Consider the following 14,363-nt stretch of genomic DNA (forward strand, 5'->3'; position numbering starts at 1 on the left):
GGTGTTAGCTAATGACCAGACACCCCAACCGGCCCGCCAGACGCTCTACGCGACTGGCCCTGGGATTGACGGCCGCGCTGTCGGCCATGGTCTGCGCCGCCGATTGGCCGAAGGGCGATGACGGCCTCGCGTTATTGGGGGTCAATCTGTCCGGTGCCGGCTTCGCGCCCCATATCACCCCCGGAAAGAACGGTACCCATTACTTCTATCCGGAAAAGAAGCACTTCAAGTACTACGCCGATCAGGGGATCAAACTGATCCGTTTCCCCTTCATCTGGGAGCGGGTTCAACATTCCCTGGACGATGGATTGAACTTCGACCAGATCCGGTTGTTGAAGAAGACCCTGGATCTGGCCGCGATGAATGGCCAGAAGGTCATTCTCGATATGCACAACTACGGTCGTTACCACGGCGAGCTGATCGGCTCGAGCAAGGTGCCCTACGAAGCCTATGCCTCGGTCTGGCGACAGCTGGCCGAACGCTTCAAAGGCCATCGCGGCCTGCTCGGCTACGACATCATGAACGAGCCGCACGGCACCGTCGGCCTCTGGCCAGGCGCGGCGCAGGCGGCGGTCGATGCGATTCGCGAAGTCGATGATCAGACGCTGATCTTCGTCGAGGGCGAGCGCTGGTCGAGTGCCTATCACTGGCCGCTGGTGAACGCCAACTTCCTGGTCAACGACCCGGCCGAGCGCATCGTCTACGAAGCGCACCTGTACTTCGATCAGGACTTTTCCGGCAAGTACATGGCGCAGACCAGCCGCGACATCGACCCGATGATCGGCGTCGAGCGCGCTCGCCCCTTTATCGAGTGGCTGAAGAAACACGGCCAGCAAGGCTTCCTCGGCGAATACGGCATTCCCGACGACCTGCCCGAAGCGGCGGTCGCCATGGACAACCTGCTCGCCTACCTCAATGACAACTGCGTACCCAGCGCCTACTGGGCCGGCGGCCCCGGCTGGGGCACCTACAAGCTTGCAATCGAGCCGCGCAAGGGCGAGGACCGTCCTCAGATGGAGCTCATGCGCAAACACCTGGCGAACGACTGCACCGCCATTGGCCCTACCCCCGCGCACACCGCTGACTGATTCTGGAGTGACTCGAACATGAAATTCGGACTGCTATGGCACTCGTTCTCATCCGGCAACCTCGGGGTTGGCGCCCTGAGCATTTCCAATATGCTGCTGATCGACGAGGCCGCGCGCAAATGCGGGATCACCCCGGAGTTCCTGATCATCGGTTCGTCCGGCCCCTGCGACTACCCGCCGTCCACCGAGCGTTTCAAGTACGAATTCATCGAGTTCAATGAGAAGGCGCTGCTGAAGAATCCCCACGGCCTGTACCAGGCGATCAGCTCCTGTGATGCGGTCTTCGATATCGGCGAAGGCGACAGCTTCTCCGACATCTACGGGGCCAAGCGCCTGATCAAGCTGCTGGTCAGCAAGGGCATGGCGCTGGGCGGTCGCGTGCCGCTGATCCTCTCGCCGCAGACCATCGGCCCGTTCAAGTCGGACTGGGGCACCAAGGCTTCTGCCTGGGCGATGAAGAAGAGCACCATGGTCTTCGCCCGCGACCACCAGTCGTTCGACGTCCTCAAGCAGCTGAACATCCCCAATCGCGACGAAGTCATCGACGTCGCCTTCGCCCTCCCCTTCGAACGCCAGAGCGAACAGCGCGATCCGAGCAAGCTGGCCGTCGGCCTAAGCGTGTCGGCGCTGCTGCATCACGGCGGATACGAAGGCACGGCCAATCAGTTCGGCCTGCGTGCCGACTACAAGGCGCTGACCGATCGGCTGATCCGCACGCTGCTCGAACGCGGCCATGAAGTACATCTGGTACCCCACGTGATCCCGATCGGCTTCCCGGCCGAGGACGACTACACCGTGTCCCAGCAACTGCAGCAGCAGTATCCCGAGCTCAAGCTGGCGCCACGCTTCAAGGGGCCGATCGAGGCCAAGTCCTACATCAGCGGCATGGACTTCTTCGTCGGCGCACGCATGCACGCGACCATCGGCGCGTTCTCCGCCGGCGTACCGGTCGTGCCGCTGGCCTACAGCCGCAAGTTCGCCGGCCTCTATCAGTCGCTCGACTACCACCGTGTGGTGGACCTCAAGACCGAGGACACCGAGAGCGCACTGGAACTGGTTCTGTCGCACCTGGACAACCGTGAACAGCTCAAGACTGAAGTCGCCGCCAGCGGTGCGATCATCCGCCGCAAGCTGGACGCCTACAGCGTGGCGCTGGAACAGATCCTCGCCAGCCTGCACCAGCCCCAGGCCGCGTATCAGAGATAATCATGCGCGATCACGCCCTGATGGGGGTTACCACGGCGGCTCGCACCGCCGTGCAGCTCGGCACCCTGCTGATCCTCGCGCGAACGCTGGGGCCGAGCGATTTCGGCTTCATTTCGATCGTGATCACCTGGTCGACCATCGTCGCCCTGGTGACCGACTACGGCTTCGGCATGCGCGCCTTGCGCGACATCGGCGCCGAGCGCCATCGCGCGGGCGAGATCATGTCCGCCAGCCTGGCGGCGAAGTCCGTACTGGTACTGCCGGCCTGCGTCGTGCTGCTGCCGATCATTCTGTTCGTGCTCGATCTGCACACCACCGAGCGCTTCGCTGCGGTGCTGTTCCTGCTCGGCACGATTGCCTCCTCCTATGGCGACCTTGGCCTGACGGTGTTTCGCAGCATTGGCCAGTTCCATCGCGAGACGAAGATCGTGGCTGCGACGGCACTGGTGCATTTCGTCCTGATCGGCGCGGCGATCCTGCTGCGCAACGATGTGCTTGCCATCGGCGTCGCCTTTCTGGTGTCACGTCTGATCTACGCGACTTTCGCCCTGCGCGCGCTGTCGAAGATCCTCGAATTGGGCGGCATCCTGCGCAACTCTTGGAAAGTGCTGGCCGAGCGCTTCAGGTCTTCCACCAGCTTCGCGGTGGACAGCGGTGCGACCAACATCTTCGCCCAGCTGGACGTCATCCTCGTCAACCACCTCGCCGGGCGCGAAGCCGCAGGCATCTACTTCGCCGGCTCGCGCCTGATCCAGGGCGCGGTGCCGTTCAGCGTGCTGCTGGCCAGCGTGCACATCCCGCGTTTCGCCTACCAGCTGCACAACAAGGCCGCCGGGCTGGCCCGCTATGGCCTGCGCATCCTCGGCGAATACGCGGGCATGGGACTGGTGTTTGCCCTGGCGTTCTTCTTCATCGGTCCGCTGTTCACCGACTATTTCCTCGGCGCCGAGTACGCCGAGCTGAACACCCTGTGGCTGGCCTTCGCCTGCTTCACCGCAGCGCGCTTCATCGCCGCCGGCCTGGGTGTACAGCTGATGGCGATGGGCACGGGTTTTCTGCGCACCTTCGGAATCATCGCCTCGGGCGTGATCACGGTGCTCTGTTACTGGATTTTCATCCCCTCGCACGGGATACAGGCGGCTCCCTGGGTGTCCACTCTGGGCATGGTCGTCCTGACGCTTATCTACGGTTATGCGGTGCTCAACATCTATCGCAAACGGCGCCAGCCAGCATGACCGCACTCGTTAAATACTGCCGGTCGCGCATCGCGCTCGACTGGCCGCTCAAGGGAAGGCAGGTATGAAAGCTTCATTGAATCGCGTGCTGAACAACGACTTGTGCAGCGGCTGTGGCATGTGCAGCTCGGTCGCAGACGACGACGCTATCAAGATTCGTCTGACTGGCGATGGCTACCACCGTCCGGTCCTCAACAGCCAGTACCAGAACAAGCCGGTGGCCAACGAGCGGACCAGCGCCGCTTTCGCCAAGTCCTGCCCGGCGCTGAATCTGGATATTCGCCCGTACAAGTCGGAGAACTACCACCCGATATGGGGCGAGATCCTCGACACGCTCAAAGGCTACGCCGCTGATAACGAGATCCGTCAGGCTGGCTCGTCCGGCGGCGTGATCTCGGCGCTGGCGCAGTATTGCCTGGAGAACAAGCTGGTCGACGGCGTGATCCAGATCCAGGCTTCGCAGACCGATCCGCTGGAGAACGTCGCCACCATCAGCCGCTCGCGGCAGAACGTCATCGCCTCTTCCGGCTCTCGCTACGCGCCGGCCAGCCCGGGCGAAGCGTTGAAGTGGGTGGCCATGTCCACCGAGAAGTACCTGTTCATCGGCAAGCCGTGCGACGTCGCCGCCGTGCGCCAGATGCAGCAGCACAACCCGCGGCTGAAGGAAAACATCCCTTACATCGTCTCGTTCATGTGCGCCGGCACGCCGAGCCTGCAGGGTACCGAGCAGGTGCTGGACAAGCTGGAGGTCAAGCGCAGCGACGTCACCGCCTTCCGCTACCGCGGCGACGGCTGGCCGGGGCTGACCAAGGCCACGCTGAAGAATGGCGACGAACGCACCATGACCTACAACGACTCTTGGGGAAAAGTGCTCAACCGCCACCTGCAAACCCGCTGCAAGATCTGCCCGGACGGCATTGGCGAATTCGCCGACATCGTCTGCGCCGATGGCTGGGAAGGCGATGAAAAGGGCTACCCCTCCTTCGAGGAGCGCGAGGGCAATTCGCTGATTCTGGTACGCACCGCAAAAGGTCGCGAACTTTTTCGCAACGCGGAGGCTGCTGGCGTTGTCAAAGCCGAGGCTTTCGATACGGGCAGCATCTTCTCCATCCAGCCGTTCCAGTATTACCGCCGCACGACGATCCTGCCGCGGCTGCTGGCGATGAAGCTGCTGTTGCTCAAGACCCCTACGTACAAAGGCTTCGAACTTGGCAAAGGGGTAAAGGAGATCGGGTTCTACCAGAGCTTCAAGGCGTTCACCGGTCTCCTGGTGCGGCGCAAGAAGATCAAGAAGCGGGCGCTGGAAACAGTTTGAAAGGCTGTGGCGCTCAAGGAACCAATACCTAAGGACTCAGGTTGATGACGAATTTCAGTTCACGCTTCTTCTTTTTTCCGTTGCTGATACTGGCACTGATACTGCACTTCTCGGTGTTTGGTGACAGCCCGCACAACCCCTACGGCATCAAGGGGCTGAACGAACTGTACCTGGCAGTCAGCATCGTGTTCACCATTCTGCTGTTGCTGGCATCGGCGGAAAACGCTCCGCGTGAATTTCGCATCCTGATGTACTACTGCCTGTACAGCACGGTCGTTTTTCTCGTGATGCCGGCGGTTTTCGCCTATTACACCTACGGTCAGCCGGTGGTGTTCGGGCTCATCGAAGAACGCCGCGTGCTTTTCTGCCTGGGTTTTGCACCGCTGCTGTTCCTCGGCAAACGGGTCAGCACATTGCAGTTCGAACGTGGCCTGCTGTACGCGGCGCTGATCGCAGCGTTCTTTTCCTGGTGCTTCAAGTTCGGCGTAATTCCGGATATGCGGGCTGAAGTGCGATCGGATGACCGCCCAGATCGGTCCTCAATCGGTCCGTACCTCATCTGTTTCGGTTATTTCTACTGCATCCAGATCTGGTCGAAAGGAATCTCTCCGATCAACGGCGCGGCTCGTAACAAGACCCTTTATATGGTGATCGCCGCTCTGCTGCTGCTGACACTGGTATTCGCCACCCAGACCCGCCAATTGATCGTGCTGTGCCTGCTGTTCACGCTCTTCTGCCTGCGTGCCAAGGCAGTCATATGGGCGGCTTCGCTATCAATTCTGCTGTCACCTTTCTATTTCTTTCCAAGCCTGCTCGAGGTTCTCGGCCTCAACACCGAGTTCTACGACAGCACGCTCGAAGGCGTAGAGGATGGCGTACGCACGTACACCATCTCCTCGATCTTCGCCCATCTCGATCAGGTCAACTGGCTACCCAGCGGCTCGTTGTCGCTGATGTGGCAGGACGGATTCATCCCCTATTTCGGTGAGCACTTCTTCCTCTCCGATGTGGGTGTCTTCGGCACGCTGTTCCGCTTCGGTTTCCTGACCTTCTTTGTCATTCCGATGACCCTGTTCGTCTATCAGCGCATCGCCAAAAACATCACCACCGATATGACTTTCATCTACTCGACGATGTTGGCGTTCTTCGTCATCTGGCCACTCAACGGATTGTTCGAGTACGGCCAGCCGGTCATCGCGATGCTATTCGTCATTCACGCCCTCAAGGCACGTCACCTTCGCAGCCAGGAACCCATCCATGAACGTCGCGCTTATCCTCAACTACAAGGCAGCTACTGAAACCATCAGTTGCGTTGAGAGCCTGCTCGCTCATTGCCCGGCTCTCAACCATGTGGTGGTCATCGACAATGACTCCCAGGACGGCTCCGTGGTGGCATTCAACCAGTGGCTTGAGGCCCAGCCGCGCCACAACGTTACCGTTCTCGCCAACCCGGAGAACAACGGCTACGCCGGTGGCAACAACTACGGCCTGCGTTGGGCGCTGGACAACCTGCCAGTGACCACTTTCTGGATCGTCAACAACGACACCTATGTCGACAGTGATGCCTTCACGCCGCTGCTCGATGCGCTAAAAGAGAACGATCGCCAATTCGTCGGCTCGGTCATCCTCAGCGCTGACACAGGGCGCCTGGAATGCTACGGCGGCGGCAAACTCTACCCGCTGCTGGGCAAGGCCAAGCTGCTGGGCAAGGACCAGACCCTCGAAGCCATGGCAAACACCAGCGAGCAGCCGGATTACCTGATGGGCTGCAGCCTGGCGTTCTCGGCCAAACTGGTCGATCGCATCGGCCTGATGGACGAGGCGTACTTCATGTATTCCGAGGAAGTCGACTGGCAGTTCCAGGCCAAGAAGAAAGGCATTTCTATCCGCGTCGTGCCTAGCAGCAGGCTCTTCCACTACGGCTCGCTGAGCTCGGGCGGCCGCTCGGCCTTCTATCACTACTACCGCAATCGCGCCGCGACCCGATTCAACAAGCGCTTCTACGGCCAGGGTTTCGCCTTCGCGTCGGCCTGTTTCCTGTCGGCGATCACCGTCATCAAGGAGTTCAACCACCCCAGCCTCGCCTGGTCCGGCATCAAGGGCGCCTTCAAGGGAGTAACGATGAGTGTCTAACGAGACTAACCACGCGTTCGGTGTGAGTTTCTATACCGGCAGCAAGGCCACGCTGCTGAACTGCATTCGCGAGGGGGTCAAGCAGCCCTACTCGTTCGTGGTGACCCCCAATGTCGACCACCTGGCGCAACTGCAGGATAACCCTGCGCTGCGCGAGGCTTACGCCAAGGCTCGCCTGCGTCTGTGCGACAGCCGAATTCTGCAGCCGCTGCTGCAGCGCCTCGGTGTGCAGATCGAAGAGGTGATTCCGGGCAGCGATCTGACCGTCGACCTGCTGGAATGGGCAGACCGCGAGCGCCTGCGCATCGTCCTGATCGGGGCGACCGAAGAGGAATGCGTCAAACTGCGCGCGATCTACCCCGGAATCACGCTCTATCACCACAATCCACCGATGGGCTTCATAAATCGTCCGGATGAAGTGCAACGGGCATTGCAGTTCGTTCGGGAAAACCCGTCCGAACTGGTGCTCTACGCAGTCGGCGCGCCGCGCCAGGAAATACTTGCCAGTTCCATCGAAAGTCACGAACGGACCGGTATGGGCTTTTGTATTGGCGCATCCATTTCGTTCGCTACCGGCAGTATTAAACGTGCCCCGGTGTGGATGCAGAACTGCAAACTCGAATGGTTGCATCGGATGCTTTCCGAACCCAAAAGGCTGGTTAAGCGCTACGCACATGACGCGATGTTCATAGTTCCGGCATTCATGCGGGAAAAAAACTACCGCGTGCAGAAGGCCAAGCCGGCGAAACAGGACAGCTAATCCCAATGATCGAAAAATTGGGCGAAATTGCACTGAACGACGGTGAACCCAGCGAAATCGAGACGGTCTATCCCTTCTGTGTGAGCGTGACAGGATGGCAATTCAACATCTAACTAAACATGAGCGCCATCCCGCCTCGGTGGTAACGCAGCAGCCGTATGTGAAGAACTTAGGAATTAAACCTGCCCAACCAAACAGCCGCTGTCTTTACAACCAGGAGGGAAATAAAAACGCGTCTACGTAGCTGAATAGATAGCTGCTGGAGATGAACAAGTCAGGAAGGAGAGAAACTTTGGCTACCGATCCAATTTGGTCGCTGAGGAGTGTGGAGTGATGACTCCGGTCCTCTTGGAAAGGCGAAAAAATTACTCAAGCGCCTCAGGCAGAAAAGTGAATCAAGCCGTCTCACTCTTTGAACAACAACCACTCCGTCAAGGATGAACAACCCATGAAACCATTTATCGCTCTAGCTTTTACTTCCGCCTTGGTATTGCAGGGCTGTGCGTTCGCCCCCGGCCAGTACCTCGATCCCGATGAGTTCAAGGAAGGTGCCGAAGCCGAGCACGGCACCGTTCAACTGATCCGCATCACCCCCGAAATGCTCAAGGGAGACCTCGCCTCCGACGCGGGCACCTCCAGCAAGCAGGAACTGCTCAACTACAAGCCCGGCGCCTACCGCATCGGCGCCAACGACCTGCTCTACATTACCGTCTGGGACCACCCGGAGCTGACCGCGCCGTCCGGCCCGCAGCAGCAGCTGGATGCCAACGGTCGTCTGGTTCGCCCCGATGGCACCCTGTTCTACCCGTACATCGGCAATATCGAAGCCGCGGGCAAGACCATTGAAGAACTGCGTGCCCTGATTGCGCGTCGCCTGACCAACTACATCGACAGCCCACAGGTCGATGTATCCATCCTGCGCTTCGGCAGCCAGCGCGTGGTCGTTTCCGGTGCATTCGACACCGCCGGCGAAGTGCCGGTGACCACCGCTCCGATGACCATCACCCAGGCTATCGGTCAAGCCGGTGTGGATACCGAAACCGCGGACCTCACCGGTCTGACGCTCAAGCGCGACGGTCGTGAGTACATGCTTGACATGGATTCGCTGAACCGCCCGGACTCGTGGCTGCACCAGGTTTACCTGAAGGACGGCGACCAGCTGCACCTGCCATACAACGACCAGCGCAAGATCTACGTGCTGGGCGAGGTCAACCTGCCGCAAGCGCTGTCGTTCAAAGCCACCAACATGAACCTGATGGACGCAATCGGCACCGCCGGCGGCATTCGTCAGGAGACTGCCGATGGTGAGGCGCTGTACGTGATTCGCGGTGCTGAAGACATGATGACCGAGCCGGCCAAGGTCTTTCAGCTGAACGCCGATTCCCCCACCGCCTTTGCACTGGCCAAGCACTTCCCGCTCCAGCCGCAGGATGTTGTGTTCGTGGGGCCGGCCAACATCACCCGCTGGAACCGTTTCATCAGCCAGCTGCTGCCGTCCGCCAGCATCGTGGGCACCGGTGCCGCAGCGGACTACAACCTGTCTCGCTAAGCGCGCCATGGCCTGATCGCAGGATCGGGTAGAAAAGCCGCAGAGTCATCACCGATGCTCTGCGGCTTTTTCGTATGTTGGCACCCGCCATTGCGCCGTGCGTGCAACACCTACAGCGGAACCGAACCGCCGTCGGCGACGGCGCTCCACGCAGCATCAGTCAGAAGCGGCCCGACTAGTACCCCGCAGAACGCAGCCAGGCAAAAAAAACGGGCCTGCTACAGCTTGGTAGCAGGCCCGTTTTTGTGAGCAGCTTCGAGGGCTTCAGCGCACCGCTTCGAACAACCCGGCCGCGCCCATGCCGCCGCCCACGCACATGGTCACCACGCCGTAACGCAGATTGCGGCGCTGCAGTTCGCGCACGATATGGCCGGCAGTACGCGAGCCGGTCATGCCGAACGGGTGGCCGATGGAGATCGAGCCGCCGTTGACGTTGTACTTCTCGTTATCGATACCCAGGGTGTCGCGGCAGTACAGGCACTGCGAGGCGAAGGCCTCGTTGAGCTCCCACAGGTCGATATCGGCGATCTGCAGCCCTTTTGCCTTGAGCAGGCGCGGCACGGCGTAGACGGGACCGATGCCCATCTCTTCCGGCTCACAACCGGCCACGGTGAAGCCACGGAAGAACGCACGCGGCTTGAGGCCGAGCTTGATGGCCTTGTCCAGGCTCATCACCAGCGTCATCGAGGCGCCGTCGGACAGCTGCGACGCGTTGCCGGCGGTCACCGAGCCGTCCTCGGCGAAAGCCGGCTTGAGTCCGGCGAGGCTTTCCAGGGTAGTGTCCGGACGGTTGCAATCATCCCCGTCGACCACGCCCTGGTGCAGCGTACGCTCGCCGGTGTTCTTGTCCTCGGTGAAGTACTGCACGTTCATCGGCACGATCTCGTCGCCGAACAGCCCATCGACCTGAGCGCGCGCGGTACGCTGCTGGCTCTGCAGGGCATAGAGGTCCTGCTGCTCGCGGGTGACGTTGTAGCGCCGCGCCACCAGTTCGGCCGTCTGGCCCATGGTGTGGTAGATGCCCGGCACACGCTCCTGGATGATCGGGTTGAACAGGTGATCGGTGTTGCGGCTCTTCAGGGTCAGGGTGATCGACTCCACCCCGCCGGCGACGATGATGTCGCTGCAACCGGAGGCAATCTGGTTGGCCGCGACAGCGATGGCCTGCAGGCCCGATGAACAGTAGCGATTAAGCGTCATGCCGGCGCAGCCGATGCCCAGACGGGACAGCACCGCGGCGTTGCGACCGATGTTGTAGCCCTGGGCGCCCTCATTGGAGCCAGCACCGACGATGCAATCCTCGACGAGTGCGGGGTCGAGATCATTGCGCGACAGCAACGCATCAACGCAATGCGCGGCCATGTCGTCAGGACGGGTCATGTTGAACTTGCCACGGAAGGACTTGGCCAGGCCGGTCCGTACGCTATCGACGATCACTACTTCACGCATGACATACCTCGGAGACTAGGAGCGGTCGCGGGGATGTTGTGACGGCGCTGCGCGCACGGTTTGTTCCACGACCGCGGGGTGGACGGTGACCCGAGCATAGTTCGCGCCTCGCAGCACTGGCGACGACCATTCAGCTCGGATATGCACGGCCATCGCCTCTCCGGCCGGATAGCGCGTTTGGGTAGGCTTTTCAGGCTCGTAGATAGGATGCGATTCGCGCGACCAACCCTGCGGCGGCTCCCCGGTCACAGGACACCGTCGACCCCGTAGCAACAGCCTGGCAACCCCGCCCCGGTTAACGTCCCTTCTCGATCGCCGCCTCCAGCGCTTCATTCAACGTCCGCAGCACCTTGACCCTGGCGAAGCGCTTGTCGTTGGCCTCTACCAACGTCCAGGGAGCGATTTCGGTACTGGTGCGGTCGACCATATCGGCTACGGCATGCCCGTAGTCGTCCCAGCGCTCACGGTTGCGCCAATCCTCCTCGGTGATCTTGAAGCGCTTGAAGACTGTCTCCTCGCGCTCCTTGAAGCGCTTGAGCTGGGTTTTCTTGTCGATGGTCAGCCAGAACTTCACCACCACGATATCGGCATCGACCAGTTGCTCTTCGAAGTCGTTGATTTCCGAATAGGCGCGCAACCACTCATCCGGGGTACAGAAACCTTCCACCCGCTCGACCAACACGCGGCCATACCAGGAACGATCGAAGATGGTGAACTTGCCGCGCTCCGGCACATTGCGCCAGAAGCGCCAAAGCCAGGGCTGCGCGCGTTCTTCCTCGGAGGGCGCGGCGATCTGTATGGTTCGGTACATCCGCGGGTCGAGCGCGCCGGTCACGCGGCGAATCGCACTCCCCTTGCCCGCCGCATCATGACCCTCGAACAACGCCAGCACGCCCCGCTTGCGCAGACGGCGATCCCGCAACAACTGCGACAACCGCGCCTGCTCCTCGGCGAGCTGCTGCTGGTAGTCGTCCTTGGTGAGCTTCTGGCTCAGATCCAGGCTGTCCAACAGGCTCAAATGATCCAGATCGATCTGCAGCGGCGCCGAATGCGGCTGCGACGCCGCCTGCCCTGGCTGCTCCGCGGCGGCCAGGGCGGCCTGCAGACCTTCGAGCAGAATGCGGCCGACGGTCAGGCTGCGATAACGCTCGTCCGCACCCTCGATCACATACCAGGGCGCAAAATCCCGGCTGCTGAGCCGCAGGATCTTCTCACCGTGGCGCACGAACTTGTCGTAAGTCTTCGACTGTTGCCAATCCAACGGGCTGATGCGCCAGCTGTGCAGCGGGTCATTCTTCAGCGAATCGAGCCGGGCGTTCATACGCTCCTTGGACAGATGGAACCAGAACTTGAAGATCAGCGCGCCCTCGTCACAGAGCATCCGCTCCAGGCGCTGCGCCCGCGCGGTGGCGAGTTTCAGCTCGTCACCATCCATGCGCCCGTGCACACGGTCCTCAAGCATCTTGCTGTACCAGTTGCCGAAGAAAATCCCGGTGTGGCCCTTCGGCGGCAGGCGTCGCCAGAAACGCCATGCCGGTGGATGCGCGAGTTCTTCGTCGCTGGGCACATCGAAGCTGTCGACACGTATCAGCCGCGGATCCATCCACTCGTTGAGCAGCTTGATGGTTTCCCCTTTGCCGGCGCCTTCGATGCCATTGATCAGTATGAGGACCGGGAACCGCGCCTGGGCCTTGAGCCGGTACTGCGCCTGCAGCAGCGCTTCACGCAACTCGGGCACCGCCGCATCGTAGGCCTCCTTGTCGATGGAGTGACCAATTTCGGCTGATTCGAACATCGCTTTCTCCGTCCAGGTGATGCGCTCAACCCTAGCAGGCACCCTGAAGGCATAGCGAGCAGCGCGTGAAAAAATAACCGCAGCCTTGGTACGGTTTATTCCTCCTGAAGCGGAGCTGCAGCCGTTGGCGACGACGGCGTGCTGTTGATTTGCGCACCCTCTCCCCGCGGGAGAGGGACGGCGGGAAGCAGTCCAGATGCCCAAGCATCGACCTGGAACGGGACCGATGCCGGCGAAACAGCGCGAGTAGCAAGTGGTAATCCGCCAAGCGAAGTACGGCGCGTCGCCCGAAGCGCGATCACATCCAATACCTGCCTTGAGGCAGAATAGCGACCATGAACGATCTGCCTTCCTACCCGCGCTGCTGCACGCCACCCACCGACCACTGGCCGCTACCGCAAGCCTTGTCGGGTGTGAGCCTGATGAGCACACGCTTCGACCCGGCATTGCTCGACCTCGAGGATTTTAGTCGCTGGGAGATTCCCGCACAGAAAGGCGTCAGCAAGCGGCAGGCCGAGTTTCTCGCTGGACGTTTATGCGCTAGGGAGGCCCTTCGAGGCCTGACCGGCATTGCATTCGTGCCGCCAGTGGGTGAAGACCGCGCACCGCAGTGGCCGCGCGGCATCGTTGGCTCCATCACCCACGGCGCAGGCTGGGCAGGCGTGGTGGTGGGTTCCAGTCAGCAATGGAGCGGGCTGGGACTGGATATCGAGCGCATTCTTGCCCCCGAACGAGCTGACCGCCTGGCCGCCGAGATCCTTACTCCCCGTGAACTGGAGATCTACTTCCCGCTGAACGAAAACAAACGTGCCGAACTGGTCACCCGAACCTTCTCGTTTAAGGAAAGCCTGTTCAAAGCCCTGTACCCGCTGGTGCAGCAGCGCTTCTACTTTCAGGACGCCGAGGTGCTGGACGCCACTCATCAGGGCCTGGCGCGCCTGCGCTTGCTGATCGACCTCTCCGCAACCTGGCGCAACGGTGCCGAGTTCGAGGGCCAGTGCACTACCTTCGATGGCTACCTGCTCAGCCTGATCAGCATTCCTGTTCAGCCCGCCTCGGTCGACCCAAGCTAGTGCTCAGCCCTGCCACCGCGCCCAGAAAGGCGCGGCCCAGCGCTGGCAAGCTGAAGGGCCTGATATCGCCTCATCTGAAAAACCGAACCCGCGGGCTTTCAGCGAGTCAACCAGACACCCCAATTCACCGGCGCGCACGCCTATAATCGCGCCTTTCAGAAAACCGACACAGGTGAACACATGGCCAATCCATACCACGATCACAACCTGGCCCTGCTGGCCCATCTGCGCGGCATCCTGCTCGCCATGGGCGAGGCCGAACAGGTCTCGGAAGAAAGCCACGCGCTGTTTCTCGAACGCTTCGACGAACTGATCATGAACCTGCAGAACGTGCCGGAAGAGCGCCACATGGGCCAGGACCTGATCTGCCAGGTCTTCCACCGCTACCCCCAGATCGCCCACCTGGTTCCGCGCGACCTGCTGTGGTACTTCGGCGGCGACTGCCTGCACTTCATGCCGGATGACGAGATCGCCGTCTTCCAGCAGCTGGAAGAGCGCCGCTACGAAGCCGAGCAGAACGACGAACCGTTCGACTGGAACCGTGAAAAACAACTATTGAGCATACAGGACGAGGGTGCACGACACTGATATCCAGCACCAGCCGGCCGAATGGCAAGGAGTATCTGGCCAACTGAGAGGCAATCAAGGCCGCTAATGGTGGGGGCTGAAGCCCCCTTGGGAAGAAAGGTTCCCTGGCGGTAGAGGCTGTCGCAGGCAGTTTTAAAATCTCGCCTACTCAACAGCTGGGCAGTTCAGAAGC

General features: G+C 61.0%; 12 protein-coding genes. 10 read left to right on the forward strand and 2 right to left on the reverse strand.

Annotation, left to right across the window (positions count from 1 at the left end; translation table 11 throughout):
* The first annotated feature begins 11 nt into the window (after positions 1-11).
* The 8 genes from RT582_RS08090 (at position 12) to RT582_RS08125 (ending at position 9,286) form a co-directional block, all read left to right on the forward strand.
* Positions 12-1,088 (forward strand): glycoside hydrolase family 5 protein, encoded by a 1,077-nt coding sequence (locus RT582_RS08090; RefSeq protein ID WP_313477095.1) that lies wholly within the window; start codon positions 12-14, stop codon positions 1,086-1,088.
* An 18-nt stretch (positions 1,089-1,106) separates the two neighbouring features.
* Complete coding sequence (locus RT582_RS08095) at positions 1,107-2,294, forward strand: polysaccharide pyruvyl transferase family protein (RefSeq protein ID WP_063540493.1); 1,188 nt, start codon at positions 1,107-1,109, stop codon at positions 2,292-2,294.
* A gap of 2 nt (positions 2,295-2,296) precedes the next feature.
* The gene (locus tag RT582_RS08100; RefSeq protein WP_014820792.1) at positions 2,297-3,529 is read left to right on the forward strand and encodes an oligosaccharide flippase family protein; all 1,233 of its coding nucleotides are present in this window, start codon (positions 2,297-2,299) and stop codon (positions 3,527-3,529) included.
* A gap of 64 nt (positions 3,530-3,593) precedes the next feature.
* On the forward strand, positions 3,594-4,844 hold the full coding sequence (locus RT582_RS08105) for a Coenzyme F420 hydrogenase/dehydrogenase, beta subunit C-terminal domain (protein ID WP_313477096.1): 1,251 nt from the start codon (positions 3,594-3,596) through the stop codon (positions 4,842-4,844).
* Positions 4,845-4,888: 44 nt separating this feature from the next.
* Positions 4,889-6,142: a hypothetical protein gene (locus RT582_RS08110; protein WP_014820794.1), complete on the forward strand. Its 1,254-nt coding sequence runs from the start codon at positions 4,889-4,891 to the stop codon at positions 6,140-6,142.
* The gene (locus RT582_RS08115; RefSeq protein ID WP_125876299.1) at positions 6,102-6,977 is read left to right on the forward strand and encodes a glycosyltransferase family 2 protein; all 876 of its coding nucleotides are present in this window, start codon (positions 6,102-6,104) and stop codon (positions 6,975-6,977) included. Before RT582_RS08110 ends, RT582_RS08115 begins: the two co-directional genes overlap by 41 nt.
* Positions 6,970-7,737, forward strand: coding sequence for a WecB/TagA/CpsF family glycosyltransferase (locus RT582_RS08120; protein ID WP_313477097.1), 768 nt, complete (start codon positions 6,970-6,972; stop codon positions 7,735-7,737). Before RT582_RS08115 ends, RT582_RS08120 begins: the two co-directional genes overlap by 8 nt.
* A gap of 448 nt (positions 7,738-8,185) precedes the next feature.
* Positions 8,186-9,286: a polysaccharide biosynthesis/export family protein gene (locus tag RT582_RS08125; RefSeq protein WP_313477098.1), complete on the forward strand. Its 1,101-nt coding sequence runs from the start codon at positions 8,186-8,188 to the stop codon at positions 9,284-9,286.
* Between the two features lie 264 nt (positions 9,287-9,550).
* Here RT582_RS08125 and RT582_RS08130 read toward each other — a convergent pair whose 3' ends face one another.
* Both RT582_RS08130 and pap read right to left on the reverse strand, forming a co-directional pair.
* Positions 9,551-10,735, reverse strand: a complete 1,185-nt coding sequence (locus RT582_RS08130) for a thiolase family protein (RefSeq protein WP_313477099.1) — start codon at positions 10,733-10,735, stop codon at positions 9,551-9,553.
* Between the two features lie 295 nt (positions 10,736-11,030).
* Positions 11,031-12,530, reverse strand: coding sequence for a polyphosphate:AMP phosphotransferase (gene pap, locus RT582_RS08135; RefSeq protein WP_313477100.1), 1,500 nt, complete (start codon positions 12,528-12,530; stop codon positions 11,031-11,033).
* A 335-nt stretch (positions 12,531-12,865) separates the two neighbouring features.
* Here pap and RT582_RS08140 point away from each other — a divergent pair, with 335 nt between their 5' ends.
* On the forward strand, positions 12,866-13,603 hold the full coding sequence (locus RT582_RS08140; RefSeq protein ID WP_278389904.1) for a 4'-phosphopantetheinyl transferase family protein: 738 nt from the start codon (positions 12,866-12,868) through the stop codon (positions 13,601-13,603).
* A gap of 180 nt (positions 13,604-13,783) precedes the next feature.
* Complete coding sequence (locus RT582_RS08145) at positions 13,784-14,191, forward strand: PA2817 family protein (protein ID WP_003299931.1); 408 nt, start codon at positions 13,784-13,786, stop codon at positions 14,189-14,191.
* Positions 14,192-14,363: the final 172 nt, after the last annotated feature.

This window comes from Stutzerimonas kunmingensis, from assembly GCF_032106285.1.
GTDB classification, from domain to species: Bacteria; Pseudomonadota; Gammaproteobacteria; order Pseudomonadales; family Pseudomonadaceae; genus Stutzerimonas; species Stutzerimonas kunmingensis_B.